The 24,231-nt window shown below is 64.9% G+C and carries 16 protein-coding genes; 11 read left to right on the forward strand and 5 right to left on the reverse strand.

Annotated elements, in window-relative coordinates; translation table 11 throughout:
• Positions 1-25: 25 nt before the first annotated feature.
• Together O6X71_RS05950 and O6X71_RS05955 are read left to right on the forward strand one after the other, a co-directional pair.
• Positions 26-436, forward strand: coding sequence for a MarR family winged helix-turn-helix transcriptional regulator (locus tag O6X71_RS05950; RefSeq protein WP_056059962.1), 411 nt, complete (start codon positions 26-28; stop codon positions 434-436).
• A gap of 45 nt (positions 437-481) precedes the next feature.
• Complete coding sequence (locus tag O6X71_RS05955; protein WP_244187229.1) at positions 482-2,089, forward strand: MFS transporter; 1,608 nt, start codon at positions 482-484, stop codon at positions 2,087-2,089.
• Positions 2,090-2,444: 355 nt separating this feature from the next.
• Here the strand turns inward: O6X71_RS05955 and O6X71_RS05960 are convergent, their stop codons facing one another.
• The 5 genes from O6X71_RS05960 to O6X71_RS05980 all read right to left on the reverse strand — a co-directional run bounded on the left by O6X71_RS05960 (position 2,445) and on the right by O6X71_RS05980 (position 11,456).
• A complete protein-coding gene (locus O6X71_RS05960) occupies positions 2,445-3,944 on the reverse strand; it encodes a tryptophan halogenase family protein (RefSeq protein ID WP_277984122.1) in 1,500 nt (499 codons plus the stop codon).
• The gene (locus O6X71_RS05965; protein ID WP_120298877.1) at positions 3,941-4,975 is read right to left on the reverse strand and encodes a cupin-like domain-containing protein; all 1,035 of its coding nucleotides are present in this window, start codon (positions 4,973-4,975) and stop codon (positions 3,941-3,943) included. The genes O6X71_RS05960 and O6X71_RS05965 overlap by 4 nt, the downstream gene beginning before the upstream one ends.
• The gene (locus O6X71_RS05970) at positions 4,968-5,669 is read right to left on the reverse strand and encodes a SapC family protein (protein ID WP_120298879.1); all 702 of its coding nucleotides are present in this window, start codon (positions 5,667-5,669) and stop codon (positions 4,968-4,970) included. The genes O6X71_RS05965 and O6X71_RS05970 overlap by 8 nt, the downstream gene beginning before the upstream one ends.
• A 55-nt stretch (positions 5,670-5,724) precedes the next feature.
• On the reverse strand, positions 5,725-8,997 hold the full coding sequence (locus tag O6X71_RS05975; protein ID WP_277984124.1) for a TonB-dependent receptor: 3,273 nt from the start codon (positions 8,995-8,997) through the stop codon (positions 5,725-5,727).
• A gap of 137 nt (positions 8,998-9,134) precedes the next feature.
• Entirely contained in the window at positions 9,135-11,456 is a 2,322-nt protein-coding gene (locus O6X71_RS05980) for a glycoside hydrolase family 3 C-terminal domain-containing protein (protein ID WP_353464921.1), read from the reverse strand.
• A 134-nt stretch (positions 11,457-11,590) separates the two neighbouring features.
• Here O6X71_RS05980 and O6X71_RS05985 point away from each other — a divergent pair, with 134 nt between their 5' ends.
• The 9 genes from O6X71_RS05985 (at position 11,591) to cobA (ending at position 24,022) form a co-directional block, all read left to right on the forward strand.
• Positions 11,591-12,832, forward strand: coding sequence for an MFS transporter (locus tag O6X71_RS05985; protein ID WP_353464922.1), 1,242 nt, complete (start codon positions 11,591-11,593; stop codon positions 12,830-12,832).
• A gap of 7 nt (positions 12,833-12,839) precedes the next feature.
• Positions 12,840-13,856, forward strand: coding sequence for a LacI family DNA-binding transcriptional regulator (locus O6X71_RS05990; RefSeq protein WP_120298889.1), 1,017 nt, complete (start codon positions 12,840-12,842; stop codon positions 13,854-13,856).
• A gap of 223 nt (positions 13,857-14,079) precedes the next feature.
• On the forward strand, positions 14,080-14,658 hold the full coding sequence (locus O6X71_RS05995) for an ANTAR domain-containing response regulator (RefSeq protein ID WP_055876699.1): 579 nt from the start codon (positions 14,080-14,082) through the stop codon (positions 14,656-14,658).
• On the forward strand, positions 14,658-15,872 hold the full coding sequence (locus O6X71_RS06000) for a CmpA/NrtA family ABC transporter substrate-binding protein (protein WP_353464923.1): 1,215 nt from the start codon (positions 14,658-14,660) through the stop codon (positions 15,870-15,872). The genes O6X71_RS05995 and O6X71_RS06000 overlap by 1 nt, the downstream gene beginning before the upstream one ends.
• Positions 15,873-16,246: 374 nt before the next feature.
• Complete coding sequence (locus O6X71_RS06005) at positions 16,247-17,629, forward strand: MFS transporter (RefSeq protein WP_353464924.1); 1,383 nt, start codon at positions 16,247-16,249, stop codon at positions 17,627-17,629.
• Between the two features lie 38 nt (positions 17,630-17,667).
• Positions 17,668-20,169 (forward strand): nitrite reductase large subunit NirB, encoded by a 2,502-nt coding sequence (gene nirB / locus O6X71_RS06010; RefSeq protein WP_353464926.1) that lies wholly within the window; start codon positions 17,668-17,670, stop codon positions 20,167-20,169.
• Positions 20,166-20,504 (forward strand): nitrite reductase small subunit NirD, encoded by a 339-nt coding sequence (gene nirD, locus O6X71_RS06015; protein ID WP_200910655.1) that lies wholly within the window; start codon positions 20,166-20,168, stop codon positions 20,502-20,504. Before nirB ends, nirD begins: the two co-directional genes overlap by 4 nt.
• Positions 20,505-20,619: 115 nt before the next feature.
• On the forward strand, positions 20,620-23,214 hold the full coding sequence (locus O6X71_RS06020; RefSeq protein ID WP_353464927.1) for a molybdopterin-dependent oxidoreductase: 2,595 nt from the start codon (positions 20,620-20,622) through the stop codon (positions 23,212-23,214).
• Positions 23,204-24,022, forward strand: coding sequence for a uroporphyrinogen-III C-methyltransferase (gene cobA / locus O6X71_RS06025; RefSeq protein ID WP_353464929.1), 819 nt, complete (start codon positions 23,204-23,206; stop codon positions 24,020-24,022). Before O6X71_RS06020 ends, cobA begins: the two co-directional genes overlap by 11 nt.
• The last annotated feature ends 209 nt before the right edge of the window (positions 24,023-24,231 follow it).

Below are 24,231 nucleotides of genomic sequence, written 5' to 3' on the forward strand. Positions count from 1 at the left end.
TATATATCAACACGGGCTGATTGCGATGAGTGATACGGACGCATTGAATGACGCCGATTACCAGGCACTGGCGGATTTTCGCCATGCGCTGCGGCTGTTCACGACCTTCAGTGAGACTGCGGCGGCGGCGGCTGGGCTTGCGCCGCAACAGCATCAGGCGCTGCTCGCGATCCGGGCCGCGCCGGTCGACGACATCACGATCGGCTATGTCGCGACGCGGCTCGTCCTCAAGCCGCACAGTGCCTCGGGACTGATCGACCGGTTGGAGGCGTCGAACCTCGTCGTCCGCTATAATTCCGATGGCGACAAGCGCCGCTCGCTCCTGCGCCTGACACCCGAGGGAGAAACCATGCTCGCGGGCCTGTCGTCGGTCCACCGCGACGAGATCGCCCGCCTCCGCCCCATGCTTACGGAGATGCTCGATCGATTTGGGTGAAACATCGATATCGGCCGGGGAGGTTCTGTCGTAACGCGATCTAAAATGCCAGGTAACGCAAACGCGGATGGCTGGCTGTTGCGCAAAGAAGCGCTGGGTAACGAGGGGGGAATTCGAACGATGGTGACCGGTAGGCGGGGTCTTTGGGCCTTCGTGGTCGGCTGTATCGCGGTGACGATCGGGGTCGCGCTTCATCTGCCGATGTTCCTGATGGCCCGCAGCATGGGCTACCGGATGGCCGGCATGCCGATGGACGTCGGCATGCTGATCGGCATGGCGCTGATCGTCGGCGGGACCGGCCTCGCCGCCTATGGGTTGCTGCCGGGCGATGCGATGCGGTTGCGGCGGCAATTGACGCATATGACCGTCACCGGGCTGCAGGATGCACCGTTGCGCGCATCGCACTGGGTCATGATGGGCGCACTGATCGTGGCGTTGGTGATCGACGTCATGAAGCCCGCCGCGCTTGGCTTCACCCTGTCGGGCATGACGAGCGAATATGGCGTGTCGCGTGCCACCGCCTCGCTGGTGCCGTTTGCAGCGCTGTCGGGGACGGTCGCGGGATCGATCCTGTGGGGCTTCGTTGCGGACATATACGGGCGCAAGGCGTCGATCCTGCTCTCGGCGGTGATGTTCGTCGGCACGTCGATCTGCGGCGCGATGCCGAGCCTCGCCTGGAACATCGCCATGTGTTTCATGATGGGCGCGGCCGCCGGCGGGATGCTGCCGGTCACCTATGCGCTGCTTGCGGAGATGATGCCGAACCGACACCGCGGCTGGAGCCTCGTGCTCATCGGCGGCCTGGGCGCGGCGGGAGGCTATTTCGCTGCCAGTGGCCTGTCGGCGCTCCTCCAACCGATCTTCGGCTGGAGGATCCTGTGGCTGGCCAATCTGCCGACCGGACTGCTGCTGATCCTTCTTGGTCGGCTGATACCGGAATCGCCACGGTTCCTGGTCGTTCAGGGGCGCACGCACGAGGCGGAGATGGTGCTCGCGCGCTTCGGTGGCGGGCGCGTGACGAGGCAGGACGCGCTGTCGAATGATGGGGCGGACGTTGCGGCACGGCCGACCCTGCGCAACGCTGGAGCACTCGTCGCCTTCAGCATCGCCGCGCTGGCCTGGGGCTGCGCGAATTTCGGCCTATTGCTGTGGCTGCCCGCCGACCTCGTCGCTCGCGGTTATAGCGTCGGCGTGGCTAGCGGACTGCTCGCCAAGGCCTCGCTGATCGCGGTCCCCACGATCTTCGTCGCGGCGCTGCTCTACAGCCGCTGGAGCAGCAAGGGTGCGCTCGTCGCGGCCATCGCGATGCTCGCCTTGGGACTCATCGGAGTATTGTGGGTCGAGCGGCAGTCCGGCATCGTCAGCCCCGTACTGCCGGTCGCCGCACTGATCGTCGGCGTGAACGCCATCATCGCCATCTTGTTGCCCTACGTCGCTGAGAGCTTCCCGGCGCGCATTCGGGGGCGCGCCACGGGATGGGTGGCGGCCTGTTCCAAAGCCGGTGGCCTGGGCGCACAAGGGCTCGCGATCGCGGGCGCGGTCCCGCCGCTGGCGACGGTAGCGGGCTTAGTTCTGGTACCGACGGCCGCCTCTCTCGTGCTCGTGGCGTGGCTGGGTCGCGAAACGAAAGGACGAGATGTCGACGTTATCTAGTCAGCGATCTAAATGTACAATTCGCTGCGTGAAGCAAATGACGGCGTCTGACGACCTCAGACTTAACCAGCGCATTCGTGGTTAGCGTCTTCGAACTGCCAAACCTAAAACCGGGTTATACCAACTACAGAGACCCACTTCCGGACATTCCGGTGCCCATTTTCGCTTTCCAACTTCGGACGCTCGTTCATCTTGAGAGAGGGTGCGGCGCCGCCTTTTGAAACGGGAGCGCGGATGGCTGATAGAAATCAGTGGCCTGTGGATATGGACACTTTTTCTGGAGAACACCTTCTCCTCACATTAGAGTATTCCCCTCATGTGAGATATCCGTCCAAACAAGCGGCTACGTAATGCATCAGCCGTCAGCCGGGCAATACCGGGCTAGGAAGTCGCAATGTCGCGGTAGCAGCCGCACCGTACTTGCTATTCCTCTGGAAAGGTCTTCGAAGGAGGTTCGCAACTCCTGTCCCTTGATGATGCTGGCGATGCGATGATGCGCGCGGGGTACGACGCCTTGCCCGAGCATGACTGAGACCCAGGAATCGATCCTGAACAGGTCGTCCTGTCCCTGCCAGGCGCCAGCGGTCTTCGTGAAAAGTGCGATCCGCTCAGCAAGGCTGTCAGGAATGGTCATGCGCGCGCAGTCCCGCCAGAACGCCGAATCGTCGCGTTGGGTGACGTGGTAATGGAGGACGATGAAGTCGCGCACATGCTCCCACTCGTGTCGCGATTGCGCGTTAAAGCGCGAGGCCAGTGCACCGTGATCGTCGCCACGGAATGGGAACAGCTGGATCAGGCGAATCACCGCATTCATGATCAGATGGATGCTGGTCGACTCAAGGGGCTCGATGAAGCCCGCTGCCAGGCCCAGCGCGATACAATTCCGGTTCCAAGCCAGCCGTCGCATTCCCGAACGGAAGCGCAGCGGTCGCGGCTCGAACAGCGGGCGGCCATCCAAAGCACCTATCAACGTTTCGTGCGCCTCGTCGTCACTCATGTGCGCGCTGGAATAGACGAGACCGTTGCCCGTCCGCGTCTGCAGCGGGATCTGCCAGCGCCAGCCGGCACCGTGTGCGATCGCACGCGTGTACGGCACGGGGGGCCCGACCGTCTCCGTCTGCACGGCGAGCGCCCGGTCGGTCGTGAGCCATTCCGACCAGTCCTCGAATCCAGTCTCAAGCGTGCCTTCGGTCAGCAGTGCGCGGAAGCCGGTGCAATCGACGAACAGGTCGCCAGCGATCCGCTCGCCTGAGGCGAGGACGAGCGCGGCAATATCGCCCCCCTCGCCGTCACGCTCGACCCGCTCGATGCATCCCTCGACGCGGCGGACGCCCCAGGGTTCGGCCAGCGTGCGCAGGAACCGCGCATAGGCGGTCGCGTCGAGGTGATAGGCATAGGCCAGCGAATGCTGCTCGTCGTGACCGAAGAGGCCAGCGCCGGCTGCCTGCTGTTCGAGCGAATAGTCGCCGTACGCCCCACCGAACCCGCGTGCGCGTGCCTCCAGCCAGAAATGCTGGAAGTCGGCGATCGCCACCGACCTGCCGATGCTGCCGAACGGATGGAAATATCGGTCTCCGACCTGGCGCCAATTTTCGAATGCGATGCCCAGCTTGAAGGTCGCCTGCGTGGCACGCATGAACGCCGCTTCGTCGATGCCGAGAAAGGCGTGAAAGCTGCGCGCTGTCGGAATGGTGGACTCGCCGACGCCGACGGTGCCGATCTCGTCCGATTCGACGAGTGTCACATCGACTAGCGATCCCAGTTGCCGCACGATCGCTGCGGCGGCGATCCATCCGGCCGTGCCACCGCCGGCGACCACGACGCGGGTACGTGGAGGTTCAGACGTATCATTCATCGGTTCAGCCTGTGCAGCAGGTAAGCGCGCAACTGGCGTGCAGCATGCTCGTCGAGCGGCGCAAGCGGTCCGCGTGCCGGTGGCGGCAGATGCGCCGCGACCGCCTCCGCATCGCCGAACACGTAATGATCGAACATCACGCGCCACGCGCGCTTCTCCTGCGCTGGCCGGTCACGCAGGCTGAGCAGCGCGTGCAGTAGCGTATCCATCGGCGTGTCCATGAAGGCGGGCGCCGCGTTCCACCAATAGTTCACCAGCACGTTGAAGTCGTCGAGCGCCTCAACATGGTGCCACCACAAAGCCGGGTAGACGAGGACGTCGCCGGCCTCCAGATCCGCCACCGATCCGGCGGCGACAGCGGCAGCAAAGCGTGGATAGGCATCGAGATCCGGCGCGGCGAAATCGACCATGCTCACCACCTGCCCCCCGGGAGTCGGCGAGAGCGGGCCGGGATAGAGGTTGGCGACCTGATCCGGTGGGAACAGCGTGAAGCGTCGCCGTCCGACTGCGCAGATAGCCGCGTTGTTCGACATGTCGTGGTGTGCGGACGCGACCGTGCGGTTGCCAATCCAGATGCTGGCGAGCGGCGGGTGGCGATCGAAGACGTCACCGTGCGGCACCAGATCGTTCTCGGCGCGGAAGCCGGGGAGATAGGTGTCGAGATCGGTGGAGCCGATATAATAAGCGGGTGCCCCGGCGTCGCCGAGATGACCGAGCACATGATTGAGGAATTCGCCCAGAGCGATCCGCTTTGCGGCGAAGTTCATCGCAGTCGCAGTCTCGTCATAATGGAAGCGTCCCCTGATCGCGGGATCGCCGACATAGCCGGTGACGGGACGGCCAGCGTCGAACCGGCGCAGATAGGCGGCAGCCTCTTGCGGCGACCTGCGTCCGGCCTGGACCAGCGGCCAGTCGGCGGCGAGCCCGCGCAGGATCACCGGCTCTTCTGTCGCTATCAACGCGTCCAAATCGAGGACACCGGAGTGATCGATCTCGCGGACGGGTCGCGATACCCGCAAGCTCTCAGTCATGAAGCTCTTTCCGCAGCTTCCGATCGATCAGGTGGCGAAGATTGCCGAGCGATGAGGCAATCCAGAACGCAGGACGCAAGAAGTCGTCGCGGTGGAGCCGTGCCAGGATATCGCCGTCCAGCGCAGCCAGCTTCCCCGCATCGACAGTGAAGCGATCGGGAATGTCATAACGACGCCCGTCGGCGAGATCGAGTTGCAGCGTGGCGGGTTCGAGCAGGCCGGCGGCGGCGAACGCGTCGAACATCGCCTTCTCGGTCTCCAGACCGACATAGATCCGCTGCAGCATCGCTGAGACGTGATCGAGCAACGGCGCGTTACCGCCGAGCTCGCGGAACACCGGCTCGCCGTTATCGACGATGCGCGGATGGTCCGGATCGACGTGGATCATAGGTTCGCCATCGGCACCCGAACCGATCGAGAAGGGACCGCGGGCCCGTGCCGCAGGAACGTACCGCGCGTCCCACTTCTCGCCGTCCAAGAACAGATTCTCATCCGGATCGAGCCCCAACAGGACGGTCGAGAATAGGACGCCGTGCTCGTCGCGACGCAGCAGGATCGCATAGTCGCGCTGCAGTTCCTCGAACTCGGCCGGGAAGACGCGCGTCTGGTTGATTGCATCGCCGTAGCGCGCGTGATGACCGACCGCGACACGCAGGTCGCGGTGGTCGATGTTGTTAAGAAGTACCGAGGCCATGAGATGATCCTAGACGAGGAAGGCCGCTGTCGTCAGCGGCCTTCTCGCCGCTTGGTCAGAAGCGGTATCGCGCTCCGACCAGATACCGTGCGGACCCTTCCGACAGGTACCAGATGTTGCTCTTGTCGCGGCCGTAGGAGCGCACGCCCTCCTCGGTGATGTTGATCGCTTCGAACCCTAGCGCAAAACGCGAGGTGAGGTCGAAGTTCACCGACAGGTCGAGCTGACCATAGGGCGCGGTGAACACCGGATTGCGATCGCCGCCGCGGTTTATGCCACTGAGGAACTTGTCGCGCCAATTGTACGACATGCGTGCCGAGATACCGTTCTTGTCGTATATCAGCGTGGCGTTGGCGGTATCCGACAGACCGACCAGCGCGAACGTGTTCACGCTCGGATCGGCCGCGATGTCGATGCCGATGTTGCCGCGGACCAGCGTATAGCTCGCTGCCACGCCGAAACCTGTATCCCCAAGGAAATACTGCCCGGCGAGTTCGACGCCGTAGATGTGCGCGTCCTGGTTGTTGATCGGCGTATTGACCGCAAAGTTGAATAGCGGATCCTGCCCGTTGGCGGTGATATCGTACTGGCCGAGGATCTGATCGACGAACCCCTGGTTCAACGCGCGGCTCTGCGTGTTGTAGTTTGCCGCGAACTGGGCGTTCGTCGTCGCGACGTTGCCCGCATTCTGCTGCAGCAGCGCCGTGTAGGTGAACAGGTTCACGTCGGTGATGTCAGCGTTGAACGTACCGGCGAGCTGCTCCCGCGCGGTACCCGAACGCGTCCCGGCGGTGCCCGAGGTGGGATCGCGCAGACCGAACAGATTGCGGTTGACCACCGTCTGGCCGATGAAGTTATGGACCTTCTTGTTGAAGAAGCCCGCCGACAGGAACACGTCCTTGCGCGGGTACCATTCGAGCGAGACGTCGATGTTGTCCGACGACAACGGATCGAGATCGGTGTTGTGCGCAGTGCCGGTCGCTATGCCACCGATCGCCGTCGGGCGGCCCGGACCGGCGACGTTGGTCGAGGCGAACAGGTCGCCGTAACCGGCACGCGAGATCGTCTTGCTGTACGAGGCGCGGGCGAAGAGGTTGTCGACGACCTCGAACTTGGCATCCACCGACGGCAGCCAGTTGCTGTAACCGCCACGCGACGACAGCGTCTGCCGATCGGCGGTGTTCAACACGAAGAAGTCGTTGTCCGCAGTCCACACGACCGCGGTCGGCACCGGCTGGAGCGAAACCGCACGCACTTTGGTGTTCTCGTAACGTACGCCGGCAACCAACTGCGCGTTGTGATCGAACAGTTTGCCGTTCCAGGATCCCTGGACATAGCCCGACCAGATGTTCTCGCGAACGCGGTTGTCGTCGTTCGCGTCGATGTTGTCGGCATGGTTCACGCCGTCATTCGTCACGCCGAGATAATAGTCGTGCAGCGTATTGTAGAGCTTCGTCGCATCCTGCGTACGGAATGCCACAAGCGTATTGGCGTCCGGATTTCCGTCGTTGTGCTCGAACTTGCACACGTTGCAGAATTGGAACACCTGACCGGGCGCAAGGCGCGCGATGTCGGGCGGCAGCGAGTTGCCCCAGTCACCCAAGACCTGGCGCGTGTTGTACTGCGTCTGACGTGTGTTCGTGGTGCGATAATCAGCACCTGCGTCGAGGCGGAGCTGATCGTTCAGTGCCCATCCGGCGTCGGCGCGCAATTCCTTGACCCGCTGCGTCTGATTGGACGCGAACTGACGCTGGACCGCGCTCGACAAATCGCCGAGATCGATCACGCCGTTGCCGTTGCCCTTGATGAAGGACTGGCCGTTGGGCGTGGTGCTGACCGAACCGTCGTTGATCGCGATCGTCTGCTGCGGGAAGCCATCCTTGCCCAGCGTCAGCGAATGCGCGGCGACGACCGGAGCGTTGAAGGCGACGGTGGTCGAGGTCTGGCCATTGGGATTGTCAGGCGAGCTGTCCGCCCGACCGATGTGACCGTCGATCGCCAGCGAGAAGCGATCGGTCGGCTTCCATTCGATATTGCCGCCGAAGTCGTACAGCTTGTTCTTTTGCGCGCGATACGCCTGTTCGAAGGCCTCGTCCTTCACGCCGTTGATCGTTTCCGACAGGAAGCTCGTCGTCGCGATGCCGTTGCTTGCGTCGTCGAACGTGACCACGCCGAACGGGCGGTTGAACCAGTTGGACTGGGTCGAGCGACGTTCCGACTGGCGCAACTGCGCATAGAGGCCGTCTGCAGTGAAGGTCAGCGTGTCGGTCGGACGGAATTGAATGACGCCCGACCCGTTGATGCGCTCGCGGCTCGCCTCGGAGAAGTGATAGCGCGAGTCGTTCGGCACGGAGACCAGGACGTTGCCGTTGGTCGGACGGTTGTTGATTACCGTCTGACCGTTGACGAAGCCGTTGCCGGGATTGAGGAAGTCGGTCAGCGACCGGATGTTCCAGTTGTCCGGCGCGACGCTGGAGAAGCTGAAGTTGCGCTTCTGGTAGCTGCCGAACAGCGACACGCCGAAGCGCTGGTTGGGATCGCTCCAGCTGGCGGTGCCCGACACCTCTGGCGTTACCCGCGCGCCGCAGTCGAAACAGTCAGACGAGCTGTTGTCGTAGCTGCCCTTGACGCCGAGCGAGCCGAGCAGACCCGTGTCCTTCGAGTCGAGCGGACGACGGCTGACAACGTTCACGGCCGCGCCGATGCCACCCGAGGGGATCGCAGCGCGGCCGGTCTTGTAGACCTCCAGCGTCTTCACGCCTTCGGAAGCGAGGTTGGAGAAGTCGAACGAACGGCCGAAGCCGCCGGCACCGTCGCCGCCCTGGTCACCGCCCACCGCGACGATGTTCGACGTGGCGAGCTGGCGGCCGTTGAGCGTGACGAGATTGTACTGCGCGCCGAAGCCGCGAACCGTGACTGTCGAGCCTTCGCCGTTGCGGCGATCGATCGACACGCCGGTGATGCGCTGCAGGGATTCCGCAAGATTAGTGTTGGCGAACTTGCCGATGTCCTCGGCGCTGATTGCATCAACGACGCCGAACGAGTCCCGCTTGATCGCGATCGACCGCTCGAGCGAGGCGCGAACGCCGGTCACGACGATCTCGTCGCCTGGGGCCTGATCGGGCATCGCGTTGGTCGCAGTCGCGCCGGTCTCAACCTGCGGAGCGCCTGGCGACGTATCGGCTTGTGGTGTGCCCTGTTGGGCCTGAACGGTCGGAGTCGGATCTGGAGCGGCCTGCGCATTCGCGAAGCCGGGCATCGTCAGCCCCGCCACCAACGCGAATACCGACGTCGAGCGCGCGAACGCTGACGGAATAGAACCCCTCATACTCATCCTCCCTGACCGGCATGTCCCTACCGGTGTATGATTTTGGCGGTGTAACCCCGCGTTGCTCAACCGTGCTTCCGTCCGACATCGATGTCAATCGGCGCGTGACATCGACGTCATACATGGGCGGATTTGTTTCAAGGTGTGTCAAAAGCAGCACGGCCAGACGCAAGGCGCCGGTCAGTCAGAATGACCGTCCCTGCGCCGATCGTCGTCTGTGCGTCCGTTGCGAGTTTGAGCGCATACGCGCCGCCCTTCACGCGCCAGCCGGCGGCTTCCCACCGCGCCAACGCTCGTGGGTCAGCGGTGATCGTCACGTTTCTGGTCTCGCCAGCCGCCAGTGTCTGACGTGACCAGCCGACCAACCGAGGCGCTCCGCCGTCCGGCGACGTTGCGTACAGTTGAGGTACGGCGGTGCCGGTACGTGCAGTCTGATTGGTGACGGTGAACGTCACACTGGCATTGGTCCCGCCCGAAAACCGTGGGTTGCCGATCTTCGTGCTCGCATAGCTCAGTCCGAAGCCGAACGGGAACAGCGGCGTGTCCTTGCGGGTGGCATACCATCGATAGCCGACGTTCGCCCCCTCCTGATAGGTGACGGGATAGGCCGGAAGCAGGCTGGCATCTCCGGCACCGGCATTGGCCGAGGCATCGTTGCTGGTCGCGCCAGTCGGCGAAGTCACCGGCCGAGGACGGGGGAGCTGCTCGATCGTCCGGGGGAAGCTGATCGGCAGACGGCCCGATGCATCGACCTCGCCGAACAACACGCGCGCGATCGCCTTACCGCCACGCTGCCCAGGATACCAGGCTTCGACGATAGCCGGTACCCGCGCGGCCCACGGCATCAGCACCGGTCCACCGGTCTCCAGCACGACGATCGTGCGTCGGTTGGCGGCGGCGACCGCGTCGATCATCGCATCCTGATTATCAGGAAGCGACAGGGATGGCGCATCCTGCGCTTCGGTCTGCCAATGCGTTGCAAACACGATTGCGAGGTCGGCGGTGCGGGCCGCCTTGGCGGCGGCGGCCGGGTCGGTGCCGTCGACGAACGTCACCTGCGCGTTCGGCGCCAGGGCCTTGATGGCGCGCAGCGGCGATGACGAATGATAGGTAACCCGTGCGAAAGACGCTGCCGCGCCGGTCTTGAGCGGGATCTCGATCGGCACGCCGCCGACCGAGCGAACCTGGGACGAGCCGCCCCCGGACAGCACGCCGACGTCGGCATGGCCGCCGATGACCACGATCGACCGTACCGTCTTTGCCAGCGGCAAAAGACCGTTCTCATTCCTGAGCAGGACGATCCCGGCCTCGGCGGCACGCTGTGCAATCTCTGCGTTCGCGGCATAGTCGATCGGCTGTGCGGAAGTGGGCGTGGGATTGTCATAGAGGCCGCTGGCGATGACCCCGGTCAGGATGCTGCGTACCATGTCGTCGAGCCGTGCCGTCGAGACCTGCCCGGCAGCGATGGCATCCGCAAGCGGCGTGCCGAAGTAGACTTTGGCATCCAGTTCCTGGCCTGACTCCTGATCGAGCCCGGCGTTGGCTGCCTTCTCCGTTGAGTGTACGGCACCCCAGTCGGACATGACGAACCCTGGATATTTCCAGTCCCTGCGCAGGACGTCGGTCAACAGAAACTTGTTCTCGCAAGCATAGTCACCGTCGATGCGATTATACGCGCACATCACTGATCCCGGCTTCCCATCCGCGATCGCGATCTCAAACGCCAGCAGGTCGCTTTCTCGTAATGCCGTCGGATCGATCCGCGCGTCGAGAACCGCTCGCCCGGTCTCTTGGCTGTTCAGGACGAAATGCTTGATCGTCGAGACGATATGGTTTGACTGGACGCCTTGGATCGACGCCGCGCCCATGACGCCTGTGAGCAGCGGATCTTCGCCAAGATACTCGAAGTTTCGCCCGTTCCACGCATCACGCGTCAGGTTTACGCCGCCCGCAAGCAATACGTTGAATGTCTTCGCCCGCGCTTCGCTGCCGATCATCGCGCCCCCGGCATAGGCGATGGCGGGATCGAAACTCGCGGCGGTGGCAAGGCTCGCGGGAAGCGCAGTGGCCACATCTCCCTTGCGCTGCTCGACCTGATTGGCAACGCCCAGCGACGCATCGCTTTCGCGCAACGTAGGTATGCCCAGACGAGGGACTCCGGGCACGTAACCGGCGGACGGAATCATGTCGGACGTCATCGGCTTTGCCATCGGCGGAAATATGCCGTGAACATACCGCAGCTTTTCAGCCTTGGTCATCGCCTTCACGAGAGCGTCGGCTCGAACCGCCGCGGTCCTCGTCGTATCCCGCCAGATCTCGGACGTGCGTGTACCTGTTCCGCCGCCCGCCTTCGACGCCGACGTCTGCGCAGGCGCCACTCCCGGCAGAGTCTGCGCCGACAGCGCCATCGGCGCGACGCTCAGCAGCGCGCATGCGATGCGCGGAAATCCCGTGCTCATCGTAGATATCCTCCCATGCCGCATTTTCCCGAGCGGCTTGGCAGCGTGATCGCCAACTCCGACATCGATGTCAATGCGAAGCATGATGCCGTCGTCATACATTGCGCAGCAGCGCCGCCTTGCTAGGATGAGGCGTGAACACGAGCAGCATGCCCCTTGCGCCCGCTACCGGCGAACAGCGCGCAACTCTGCTGTTCCAGCTTTGTATAGGCGTCTATTTTCTCGGTGGATTCCTTAACTCGCTTGTCGGATTGCTGGTGCCCCGGTTGCGGATGATCGAAGGGCTGAACCACACGCGCTCGCTGCTGGTGCAGTTCGCGTTCCATTCGAGCTATCTCCTCTTCGCCGTACCGATCACCGTGCTGGTGGTGAAGTTCGGCTACATGCGAAGCATCGCGGCGGGGCTAGCCGTCATCGCGCTCGGTTGCGGCCTGCTGGCCGCATCGCTCGGGTCGCTTGGATACACGACGGTTCTACTCGCGCTCCTAGCCGTCGCCGGTGGTGTCACCTTCCTGCAGATCGCCGCCAACATAGTCGTCCCGGTTGTCGAACCAGCACGCCGCGCCGTTTCGCGATTGACCTTGCTGCAGGGCTTCAACTCGCTTGGTACCGTGCTCGCGTCTTTGGCAGGATCCACACTGCTTCTCGGGACGGGTCGGCAACGATCCGGCGATCTGGCAGACCACATACGGGTTGTTCTGCCGTTCCTTGCGGTTGCGCTGGTTGCACTTGTGCTTGCCGCAGCCTTTATCAGCCGACGCGACCTGTTGCGCGCGTCCTCAACGCCGCGTTGCGTGCCGCTCTCCGGCATCGTCGGCGTGCTGTCGAATCGACGGTTGCTGGCAGGTGGCGGCGCGATGTTCGCCTATGTCGGCGCCGAGGTCACGATCGGCACACTGCTCGTGGAATACCTGTCCATGCACGACATCCTGGACGTCTCGCCGGTCGCGGCGGGGCAACTCGTAGGTCTGTACTGGACAGGTGCGTTGGTCGGTCGACTGGTAGGCGCGCGCTACCTCACCCGCTATCGTGCGCCGACGATGCTGCTCGGTTGCGCGATCGTCGCCGTCGGGCTTGTTGCGGTGGCGATCGGTTTGCAGGGGCCGGTGGCCGCCGCGGCGCTGCTCGCAGTCGGGCTGTGCAACGCTATCATGTATCCAACGATCTTCGCGCTTTCGCTGCCCGATGATCATTCCACCGCCACCTATGCCTCGATGCTTTTGTGCATGGTCGTCGTCGGCGGCGCCATCATCCCGTTGCTGACCGGCGTCCTCGCGGACGCGGCCGGCTTGACGATGTCATTCATGCTCCCAGGCGCCTGCTACATCGTCATCGCGGCGTTCGCGTGGTGGCGGCATCGAACATGGGATTTATAGCACGATGATGCCGCCGGTCACCATCAAGGATGTCGCGCGCGCTGCAGGCGTGTCACCGAAGACTGTTTCTCGGGTGATGAACGCGGAGGCGCATGTTCGGCCAGCGGTGCGGGACCATGTCCTGCGGGTCGTCGCGGAACTGGGTTATCGCCCGAACGCCTACGCCCGCAGCCTGTCTAGTTCGCGGTCCTACCTCATCGGATTGTTCTTCGACGATCCGGCATCGGGGTACGCCGCGGAGGTACAGCTGGGCGCGATGGCCCGCTGCCGCCATCACGGCTATCATCTTGTGGTCGAACGGATCGACCGCGACGGGCTCGAGCCGCTCGACGAGGTATCGAGAACGTTGCAGGCATTGCAGCTCGCCGGGGTCATTCTAACGCCGCCGATTTGCGACTGGTCCGATCTCACCGACCTGCTCGATCAACGCGGCATCCCTGTCGTGAAACTGAATTCATCACGAACCGGCTCGTCGGCCGCGGTGATTCATATCGACGACTATCAGGCTGCCCGCGATATGACCGATCACCTCATCACGCTGGGGCATCGCGACATTGCGTTCGTTCAGGGAATCGTATCGCACGATGCGGCTGGCAAACGACTAGCGGGCTTTTGCGACGCGATGAGTTGCGCGGGGATCGGCATCAGGGAAGCTTGGGTTCAAGCCGGCGACTTCAGCTTCAGGTCGGGTATGGCGGCCGGCGACGCGATTCTGTCGACCAACGATCGTCCCAGCGCCGTGTTCGCCGCCAACGACGAGATGGCTCTGGGTGTTCTGGTCAGCGCCGCGCGCAGGAACATTGCCGTACCCGGGGCCCTGTCCGTCGTGGGCTTCGACGATGCGCCTATTTCTCGCATGGCGTGGCCTCAACTGACGACCATTCGTCAACCCAATGCCCTTCTTGCAAGTGTGGCCATCGATATCCTGGCCGACCCCTTGTATCAACAGGTCGGCGACCGGCCCGCACGATCGATTCAGGTACCATATACTTTTATCGGGCGTTCAAGTTCGGGACCGGCTTAACGTACGAAACCAGGCTAGCCGAAAGCAGCTCCAATATTTAGGTGCTTGGCATCGGCGACCAACCTTATGGTTACAGTGTGTCGCTCATGAGCCATGATCTGAAGCATCAAGACCCATACCCGGACGTTCGCGCTCCGTTCGCCGCTCCCCAACTTCAGACACTCATTCATCTCTGTGCGGGTGTCCCCTCGCCATGAGGATCGGTGCAGCATAAGACTGCGTGATGCGGATCGCGATCATCGACACAAGCACGACGCGTGCTGCGATCATTTCGGAAGGCCTGCGTGAGGCCGGCCTCGACGATATCGTCGTTATCGACGGCATGCTCGGGATGGTTGCGGCGTTGGAGAAGGCAGCGCCCGAAGTGGTGCTGATCAACCTCGAGAATCCAAGCCGCGACGTGCTCGAGGAGTTCTTTGCCGTATCGCGCGCCCTCGCCCGACCAATTGCGATGTTCGTCGATCAAAGTGACGCAGAGTCCACGAACGCGGCGGTTGATGCAGGCGTCTCTGCCTATATCGTCGACGGGCTCGCCAAGCAGCGGATCAAGCCGGTCATCGACCTCGCGATCCGCCGGTTCCAAGCGTTCGCGCGATTGCAGGCGGAACTGCACGAAGCTCGCAGCGCACTCGCCGATCGCACCACCGTCGACCGCGCCAAGGCGATCCTGATGAAGCGCCGCGGCATCGACGAACCGACCGCGTACGGCCTGCTCCGCGCGCAGGCGATGCGATCCAACCGGCGGATCGCCGAGATCGCCGACGCGATCATCACCAGCGACGCGCTCATGGGAGATTTGTGATGGCGCTCGACCGGGTTCGCATCGGTTTCCTCCCGCTCGTCGATGCGGCGCTGCCGATCCTCGCGCGCGAACGTGGGTTCGCCGAGGCCGAGGGGCTGGAGATCGAACTCGTCCGCGACATGACTTGGGCGACTGTGCGCGATCGGCTGCTGTACGGCCATACCGATGCCGCGCACATGGTCGCACCACTGGCGATCGCGACGGCACTGGGGCGTGGACGACCGGCAGTGCCGATGGCGGTACCGTTCGTGCTGGGGCTCAACGGCAATGCGATCACGCTGTCGTTGCCGCTCGCGGCGCAGGTGATGGACGGCGACGCGCTTGGCGATCCGGTGGTGCTCGGTGCGCGACTGAAGGCGGTCGCAATCGCGCGCGCCGCGGCGGGACGGCGGCTGCGGTTCGGCGTGGTGCATCGCTATTCGAGTCATAATTACATGCTGCGCTACTGGCTCGCGGCTGTCGGCATCCGCCCGGATACCGACGTCGAGATCGTCACGACCAGCCCGACCTTCGCCGCCGATGCGCTGGCGGCGGGCGAAGTCGACGGCATCTGCGTCGGCGAGCCCTGGAACGGCGTCGCGGTCGATCGCGGGGTCGGGCGGATCGCGCTGGTAACGGCACAGGTCTGGCAGCGTGGGGTCGAAAAGGTGCTGGCGATGCGTGCCGCCACGCTGGCCGAGTGTGGCGACGTCGTCCACCGGCTGATCCGCGCATTGCACGCTGCGGCTGCGCAGTTCATCGATCCGGATACGCTTGAGGAGAATGCGGCGATACTGTCTCGTCGAGAGTATCTCGATGCCCCGGTCGATGCAGTGGCGCGGGCGATCGGCGACCGAGTGCGGCTGGTGAAGGACGCGCTGCCAATCCACGTGCCCGACTTTATGTTCCAGTACCGCGAAGCGGCGAACTTCCCTTGGCGCAGTCAGGCGGCATGGCTGTATTCGCAGATGGTGCGGTGGGACGGCACGCCGTTCTCGGCTGAGGATGCGGACGTCGCGCAAGGTGTGTTTCGTCCTGACGCGTATCGCGCGGCGCTGATTGGCTCAGGCGCGCCGTTGCCGAATGCGAGTTCGAAGCTGGAGGGGGCGATCGGCGCGGACAGCATTGGCGCGGGATCGACACAGGGGCGGTTGATCCTTGGGCGCGATGCGTTCTTCGATCGGCGAGCGTTCGATCCCGACGATATCGAGGGGTATCTGGCCAGCTTGCCTTGAACTCTCCTCTCCCCCCCTGGAAGGGGGCGGTTGGGGGTGGATCGGCTGGCTTGAGCCCCTTCGGTTCGGACATGCGGAAGCCGACCCACCCCCTGCCCCTCCCTGGAGGGGTGATCCCGGAGTCAATTGCCCCGCCAAGCCCCAATCTGCTGCATATGCGAAATGACGCTTGCGCGATGGGGCCTCTTCGTTCATCTTCGCATTGTCCGGCAAGGGAGTCGGACACGAAATTATCGCGAGACCGGTTCCAACGAGGGGACCTGACCGCGTAGGGCGATCCACCGATCGTCCACAGGCAACGAAGCCGCTCCGATGCGTCCACAAGGTCGCCGTCGGGGCGGCTTTTTCTTTGTCCATCGCAGATGGGGGAAATCATGCTGTTCGCATCACCGGGAATCGACACCGCCGCGCCGAAAGCCACACGGATCGACCTGTTCAGCGCCGCCACGCCGCAGATGCGCGCGTTCCACGTCACGTGGCTGGCGTTCTTCGTGTGCTTCTTCGCATGGTTCGCCGCCGCGCCGTTGATGCCGCTGATCAAGACCGAGTTCGGCCTCAGCAAGGACCAGATCGCCAACATCAACATCGCCGCGGTCGCGGTGACGATTCTGGTTCGGCTGGTGGTCGGGCCGCTCTGCGACCGGTTCGGTCCGCGACGTGCGTATACATGGCTGCTGCTGCTCGGTGCGATCCCCGTGTTCGGGCTGGCGTTCGCGCAGACCTACGAGACGTTCCTGTTCTTCCGACTCGCGATCGGTGCGATCGGCGCGTCGTTCGTCATTACGCAATATCATACGAGCGTGATGTTCGCGCCCAACGTCGTCGGCACCGCCAACGCGACCGTCGGGGGCTGGGGCAATGCCGGCGGCGGCGCGGCGCAGAGCCTGATGCCGCTGGTCGTCGCGGCGCTGATTGGGCTCGGGGTGGAGCACGCGTTCGGATGGCGCGCGGCGATGTTCGTGCCGGGCGTCGCTATGCTCGCGATGGCGTTCGTCTATGCGCGCTACACGCAGGACACGCTGCAGGGCGACATCGTCGACCTCCGCGCCGCGGGCATCGAACTCGATGGCGGCAAGGCGACGGGCATGGCGATCTTCCGCCGCGCCGCCGCCAATTACCGCACCTGGATGCTCGCCGCGACGTACGGCGCCTGCTTCGGCGTCGAGATCTTCATCCATAACATCGCCGCCAGCTATTACGTCGACCGGTTCGGCCTTTCGTTGACCAACGCAGGCCTCGCCGCCGGGATCTTCGGCGGTCTAGCCCTGTTCGCCCGCGCGCTCGGCGGGATCGCGAGCGACCGGATCGCGCTCAGCAAAGGGCTCGACGGCCGCGCGCTGCTGCTGTTCGCGCTGATGCTCGGCGAAGGCGTCGGGCTGGTGCTGTTCGGTCATGCCGGCAGCGTGACGCTCGCGATACTGGCGATGACGATGTTCGGGCTGTTCACGCACATGGCGTGCGGCGCGACCTATGCGCTGGTGCCGTTCATCGACCGCAAGGCGCTGGGCGGTGTCGCCGGGCTGATCGGCGCGGGCGGCAATATCGGCGCGGTCGCGGCGGGGTTCCTCAACAAAGCGTCGGCCACCCCGCAGCAATGTCTCATCGTGCTCGGCTACGTCGTCGCAGGCACCGCGGTCTGCGCGCTCGCCGTCCGCTTCTCCGCCACGCACAAATCGAACGAGCGCGCGCTGCTCGACGCGGCGCTCGACGCACGCCGCACCAGCGACCGCTCGGTCAACGGCGCGCTCCCCGCATGACCCTCCCTTCCCCGGCTCCAACCCGACTGGATGATCTGATGGAACACCAAACCCCCTTCCCCGACACCCCCTTTTCCAAGCGGCGCGAGCATCTCGTCGTGATCGGCAACGGCATGGCCGGCTGTCGCGCGGTCGAGGAGCTGATCGCGCGCGACCCGACCCGCTACCGCGTGACGATCTTCGGTGCCGAGCCGCACGTGAACTACAACCGCATCATGCTGTCGCCGGTGCTGGCGGGCGAGAAGACGTTCGAGCAGATCGTCATCAATGACCACGCCTGGTACGCGACCAACACCATAGAGCTGGTGACGAGCGATCCGGTGCACGCGATCGACCGCACCGCCAAGACCGTCACCGCACGGTCGGGGCTGACGGTGTCGTACGACAGGCTGCTGATCGCGACCGGCTCCGATCCGTTCATCATCCCCGTCCCCGGCAAGGACCTGCCCGGCGTGATCTCGTTCCGCGACATGGCGGACGTCGACCACATGCTGGAGGCTGCGGGCAAGGGTGGAGCGGCGGTCGTCATCGGCGGCGGGCTGCTCGGGCTGGAGGCCGCACACGGGCTCACGCTGCGCGGGATGAAGGTCACGGTAATCCACCTGATGCCGACGCTGATGGAGCGGCAGCTCGACGAGGCGGCGGGGTGGTTGCTCAAGTCGGCGCTGGAATCGCGCGGTCAGGTCATTCTCACCGAGGCGAACACCGCCGAGATCGTCGGCGATACCCACGTCGAGGGCGTGCTGCTGAAAGACGGCACGCTGATCCCCGCCAGCCTCGTCGTCATGGCGGTCGGTATCCGCCCCTCCGTCGCCCTCGCGCGCGACGCCGGGCTGGAGATCGGCCGCGGGATCAAGGTCGACGACCACATGGTCACCAGCGACCCGTCGATCCTGGCGGTCGGCGAATGCGTCGAGCATGACGGCAACGTCTACGGCCTCGTCGCGCCGCTGTGGGACATGTGCCGCGCGCTCGCCGATGGATTGACCGACAGTCACAGCGGCTATCGCGGATCGGTGACCTCGACCAAGCTGAAGGTCGCCGGGCTCGACGTGTTCTCGGCGGGCGATTTCTCCGGCGGTGCAGGCGCGGAGGACATCGTCCTGCGCGATGCGTCGCGCGGCATCTACAAGCGCGTCGTGGTCAAGGACGACCGGATCGTCGGCGCGGTGCTGTACGGCGACACGACCGATGGCGGCTGGTATTTCGACCTGCTCAAGCGGGCGGAAGACATCGCGCCGATCCGCGACATGCTGATCTTCGGCCAGTCGTTCGCCTCGGGAGGAGGCACCGCGGACCCTAAGGCGGCCGTTGCGGCGCTCCCCGACGATGCGGAGATCTGCGGCTGCAACGGCGTCACCAAGGGCAAGGTCGTGGCGTGCATCGGCGCCGGCAACGCGACGCTCGACGCGGTCCGTGCGACCTGCAAGGCGTCGGCGTCGTGCGGATCGTGTACCGGGCTGGTCGAGACGCTGCTCGCAGTTACCTTGGGTGACGAATATTCGGGCGAACGTTCGGTGAAGACGATGTGCAAATGCACCAGCTTCGGCCACGACGACGTCCGCCGCGAGATCGTCGCGCAGGGCATGCGCTCGATCCCCGAAGTCATGCAGAAGATGAGCTGGTCGACGCCGGACGGGTGTTCGTCGTGCCGGCCTGCGCTCAATTACTATCTGCTCTGCGCGTTGCCGGGCGACTACAAGGACGACCAGCAGAGCCGCTACGTCAACGAGCGCGTGCATGCCAACATCCAGAAAGACGGCACCTATTCGGTCGTGCCGCGGATGTGGGGTGGGCTCACCAACCCGCGCGAGTTGCGCGCGATCGCCGACGTCGTCGAGAAATACGACGCGCCGATGGTCAAGGTGACGGGCGGCCAGCGGCTCGACATCTTCGGGATCAAGAAGGAGGATCTGCCAGCGGTTTGGGCGGATCTGAACGCCGCGGGGATGGTCAGCGGGCATGCGTACGGCAAGTCGCTGCGGACCGTGAAGACGTGCGTCGGGTCGGACTGGTGCCGGTTCGGAACGCAGGATTCAACCGGGCTTGGCGTGAAGGTCGAGCGGATGACCTGGGGCAGTTGGATGCCGCACAAGTTCAAGATCGCGGTCAGCGGCTGCCCGCGCAACTGCGCCGAGGCGACGATCAAGGATTTCGGCGTGGTGTGCGTCGACAGCGGCTACGAGCTGTCGGTCGGCGGCAATGGCGGGATCAAGGTCCGCGCGACCGACTTCTTGTGCAAGGTCGCGACCGAGGACGAGGCGATGCATTACTGCGCCGCGTTCATCCAGTTGTACCGCGAGGAAGCGCGCTATCTGGAACGCACCGCGCCGTGGATCGAGCGCATCGGCGTCGCGTATATTCGCGAACGGATCGCCGACGATCCGGAGGGCCGCGATGCGCTGGCGGCACGGTTCCTGTTCTCGCAGCAGTTCACGCAGGACAATCCGTGGGCGGCGCGCGCGGCGGGTGAGCATCGCGAGCAGCATGCGCCGATGGCGCGCTTCACGCCCATCGATCAGACGAGGGAAATGGCATGATCGGCGAATGGCTCGATATCGGCTGGGTCGACGAGATCCCGGTCCGCGGCAGCCGTACGGTGCAGGTCACCGGCGGCGACGACATCGCGGTCTTCCGCACCGGCGACGGCAAGGTCTTCGCGCTCGCCGATCGCTGTCCGCACAAGGGTGGGCGGCTGTCGCAGGGCATCGTGCACGGCGGCGCGGTGGCGTGCCCGCTGCACAACTGGCGGATCGCGCTGGATACGGGCGAGGCGCTGGGCGAGGACAAGGGGTGTACGCCGGTGATCCCAGTGAAGGTGTCGGGGGGCCGGGTTTTGCTCTGCCGCACCTCAACCATTAAAGCCGCCGCATGAGCGCGCCACTGCTCCCCCTCCCCTCCGGGGAGAGGGCCGGGGTGAGGGTTTGGGGCGTGTGCTGGCCTTCCCAACTACCCCTCACCCAACCCTCTCCCCAAGGGGGAGAGGGCTAATGGCCTCCGTTCGCACGACGTGCGCGTATTGCGGTGTCGGCTGCGGTATCCTCGCGACCCCGACCGGGGAGCGGTCCGTCACGATCAAGGGCGACCCTGACCACCCCGCCAATTCCGGCAAGCTCTGCTCGAAGGGTACGCATCTCGGCGAAACGATCGGACTCGAAGGCCGCCTGCTGACCCCCATGATCGGCCAGCGTCGCGCATCCTGGGACAAGGCGCTCGACCTCGTCGCGAAACGCTTCCGCGACACGATCGCACAGCACGGCCCGAACAGCGTCGCGTTCTATGTCTCCGGACAACTGCTCACCGAGGACTATTACGTCGCCAACAAGCTGATGAAGGGCTTCATCGGCTCGGCCAACATCGACACCAATTCGCGGCTTTGCATGGCGAGCGCAGTCGCGGGCCACATGCGCGCGTTCGGCGAGGACATCGTGCCCGCGAGCTACGACGATCTCGACGCCGCCGACCTGATCGTGCTGGTCGGGTCGAACACCGCCTGGTGCCATCCGATCGTCTATCAACGCATCCGCGCGCGCTGCGACGCCGGCGCCAAGCTCGTCGTGATCGACCCGCGCCGGACCGAGACCGCGGACGAGGCGGACCTTCATCTTGCAATCCGCCCCGGCACCGACGTCGCGCTGATGAACGGCCTGCTCGCGTGGTGTCGCGACGCGGGCGTGGTCGACTACGACTATCTCGCCGCGCATGTCGCGACGCCCGATGCGTTCTGGGACCAGTTCGACGAGGGCAGCGACCTGTGGTCGGTCGCGCGCATCTGCGACGTTCCGCCGCAGGATCTCAGGCGCTTCTTCGAACTGTTCGCCGCGACGCCGAAGACGGTGACGATGTTCAGCCAGGGTGTGAACCAGTCGCTGTCGGGCACCGATCAGGTCAACGCGATCACCAACCTGCACCTCGCCACCGGCCGCATCGGCAAGCAGGGTGCAGCCCCCTTCTCGATCACCGGCCAGCCCAATGCGATGGGCGGGCGCGAGGTCGGCGGGCTCGCGTCGAGCCTCGCCGCGCACATGGATTTCGCGCCCGAGAACGTCGCCCGCGTCGGCCGGTTCTGGGCCGCGCCCAACATGGCGACCAAGCCGGGGCTGAAGGCGGTCGACCTGTTCCGCGAACTCGGCAACGGCCGGATCAAGGCGCTGTGGGTGATGGCGACCAACCCCGCGGTATCGATGCCCGACGCCGGCCGCGTGCGCGAGGCTCTGGCGGCATGCCCATTCGTCGTCGTCTCCGACGTGATCGAGACGACCGACACATCGGTCCACGCGCACGTCCGCCTGCCCGCCGCGGCATGGGGCGAGAAGGACGGCACCGTCACCAATTCGGACCGCACGATCAGCCGCCAGCGCGCGTTCATGGCCGCGCCCGGCGACGCAAAACCGGATTGGTGGATCATCTCCGAAGTCGGGCGGCGGATGGGCTGGAAGACGGCATTCTCCTACGACCGCCCCGCCGAGATCTGGCGCGAGCATTGCCGGCTGTCGTCCTATGAGAATAACGGCACGCGGCTGTTCGCGCTTCCCGGTCATACCGCCAAGGGCAATGCGGAATACGGTGCGATGATGCCGTTCCGTTGGGGCGGCGCACCCTTCGCGGACGGCCGGTTCTCGACTCCCAATGGCCGTGCCCGCCTCGTGCCAGTGGCGCAAAAGCCGGTTGCCGCACCACTCGCCCGATGGCCGATGACACTCAATACCGGGCGCTACCGCGACCAGTGGCATACGATGACCCGTACCGGCCTGTCGCCCAAACTCGCGCGCCACCGCGAGGAGCCGCTGGTCGAGATTCACCCCCACGACGCGGTACGGCTGGGGATCGTGGATGGCGGCCTTGCGCGCGTACTCACGCCGCAGGGCGACAGCCTCTTCCGCGCGAGCGTCGTCGCGACGCAGCGGATCGGCGAGCTGTTCGTACCGATCCACTGGACAGACCGCACCGCGACCGGCGGCCGTGCCGGGCTGCTGCCTCGCCCGCTAGCCGACCCTGTCTCGGGTCAGCCGGGCTTCAAATCCACGCCCGTTCGGATCGAGCCCGTCGCGACTGAATGGCGCGGCTTCGTCGTGGTCCGCGACGAACTGGCGACGCGCCCCGATTGCCTGTGGGCGACGCGCGTCGCGGTACCGGGTGGAACGGCGTGGGACATGGCGGGCAACGGCGACGCCGCCGCACTCGACGCGTTGCTGCCGAAGGGCCAGCGGATCGAGGCGGTCGATGCGGCTCGGGGCTCCCGCCGGATCGCGATATTGGAGGGCGGCAAGCTCGCCGCAGTGCTGTTCGTGACCCGGGACGGTGCACTTCCGCCCCGCGACTGGCTCGTCGCGCAACTGAGCGAGGCCATCGCCGCGCCCACCCTGCTCGCCGGCCGCGCGCCGGGCATGCAGGTCGACCGTGGCCCGATCGTCTGCGCGTGCTTCGACGTCGGGCTGAAGACCATCCTCGCCGCGATCGCCGACCAGCATCTCGCCGACGTTCCCGCGATCGGTGCGGCACTTAAAGCCGGCACCAATTGTGGATCCTGCCGCCCTGCCCTCGCCAAACTCCTCGTCACGCAAGGATCAGCAAATGTCGCATGATTTCCCGCCCGGTTCGGTCTGGCTGGTCGGTGCCGGCCCCGGCGATCCCGACCTTCTCACGCGGAAAGCCGAGCGGCTGATCGCGGCGGCCGACATCGTGTTCTACGACGCGCTGGTCGGCCCGGGCGTCCTTGCGCTCATCCCCGCCCGCACCGAAGTCGTGAGTGTCGGCAAGCGATCGGGGCGACATTCGAAGGATCAGGTCTCGATCAACGTCTTGCTCGCCAGGGCAGCGCGCGCGGGCAAGCGCGTCGTCCGGCTCAAGGGCGGAGATCCGTCGATCTTCGGCCGCTCGACCGAAGAGCTCGACCACCTCGCCGCCAACGGCATCACGGTGCGGATCTGCCCCGGCATCACCGCCGCCAGCGCCGCTGCGGCGTCGGGTGGCGCGTCGCTGACGCTGCGCGGCCTCGCACGAAAGCTGACGTTCGTCACGGCACACGCCCGCGCCGGCGAAGCGCTCGATCTTGACTGGACCGCGCTCGCCGCGTCCGATGCCACGCTCGCAATCTACATGGGCCGCGCCGCCGCCGCCGAAGTCTCGCGCAATCTGATCGCCGCCGGTCGCGCGCCCGACACGCCGGTGATGGTCGCGGTCAACGTTTCGCTTCCGACCGAACGCATCATTCGAGGTCGATTGTCTGCGCTCGCCTTCCTGGTCGAAACGATAAGCGATTGCGATCCATCTCTGCTGCTGATCGGCGAAGCCGTCGCTGCGGCACCCAACGAAGGCACGGGGTATTCCGGATTGCTATCGACAGTGGCAGCTCGTGTGAATCAGATGTTGCCCGAGGGCAGTTTGCACTGAGAACTGACGATCTCTCTTGACGACTGGGACTTCCGGAATTGGGGGATCTACCACGAGCCGGCGTAGTACTCTGCTGCCTGCTCGGCAGGTGGTTGGGGTATGCGCTCCCGGTGGATTGGGTAGCACTGACCCATAATCGGACGCTCACGCCCCTTCCCCCTCCCAACTTCGGACGCTGGTTAATCTTCGCGACGAACCGATTGTGAAGG

The organism is Sphingomonas faeni (assembly GCF_040407505.1).
Classification (GTDB): Bacteria; Pseudomonadota; Alphaproteobacteria; order Sphingomonadales; family Sphingomonadaceae; genus Sphingomonas; species Sphingomonas faeni_E.

What these genes read in the sequence shown, in the direction of transcription:
- O6X71_RS05950 (WP_056059962.1), top strand. Translation starts at nt 26, where the DNA reads ATGAGTGATACGGACGCATTGAATGACGCCGATTACCAGGCACTGGCG.
- O6X71_RS05955 (WP_244187229.1), top strand. Translation starts at nt 482, where the DNA reads ATGCCAGGTAACGCAAACGCGGATGGCTGGCTGTTGCGCAAAGAAGCG.
- O6X71_RS05960 (WP_277984122.1), bottom strand. Translation starts at nt 3,944, where the DNA reads ATGAATGATACGTCTGAACCTCCACGTACCCGCGTCGTGGTCGCCGGC.
- O6X71_RS05965 (WP_120298877.1), bottom strand. Translation starts at nt 4,975, where the DNA reads ATGACTGAGAGCTTGCGGGTATCGCGACCCGTCCGCGAGATCGATCAC.
- O6X71_RS05970 (WP_120298879.1), bottom strand. Translation starts at nt 5,669, where the DNA reads ATGGCCTCGGTACTTCTTAACAACATCGACCACCGCGACCTGCGTGTC.
- O6X71_RS05975 (WP_277984124.1), bottom strand. Translation starts at nt 8,997, where the DNA reads ATGAGGGGTTCTATTCCGTCAGCGTTCGCGCGCTCGACGTCGGTATTC.
- O6X71_RS05980 (WP_353464921.1), bottom strand. Translation starts at nt 11,456, where the DNA reads ATGAGCACGGGATTTCCGCGCATCGCATGCGCGCTGCTGAGCGTCGCG.
- O6X71_RS05990 (WP_120298889.1), top strand. Translation starts at nt 12,840, where the DNA reads ATGCCGCCGGTCACCATCAAGGATGTCGCGCGCGCTGCAGGCGTGTCA.
- O6X71_RS05995 (WP_055876699.1), top strand. Translation starts at nt 14,080, where the DNA reads ATGCGGATCGCGATCATCGACACAAGCACGACGCGTGCTGCGATCATT.
- O6X71_RS06000 (WP_353464923.1), top strand. Translation starts at nt 14,658, where the DNA reads ATGGCGCTCGACCGGGTTCGCATCGGTTTCCTCCCGCTCGTCGATGCG.
- O6X71_RS06005 (WP_353464924.1), top strand. Translation starts at nt 16,247, where the DNA reads ATGCTGTTCGCATCACCGGGAATCGACACCGCCGCGCCGAAAGCCACA.
- nirB (WP_353464926.1), top strand. Translation starts at nt 17,668, where the DNA reads ATGGAACACCAAACCCCCTTCCCCGACACCCCCTTTTCCAAGCGGCGC.
- nirD (WP_200910655.1), top strand. Translation starts at nt 20,166, where the DNA reads ATGATCGGCGAATGGCTCGATATCGGCTGGGTCGACGAGATCCCGGTC.
- O6X71_RS06020 (WP_353464927.1), top strand. Translation starts at nt 20,620, where the DNA reads ATGGCCTCCGTTCGCACGACGTGCGCGTATTGCGGTGTCGGCTGCGGT.
- cobA (WP_353464929.1), top strand. Translation starts at nt 23,204, where the DNA reads ATGTCGCATGATTTCCCGCCCGGTTCGGTCTGGCTGGTCGGTGCCGGC.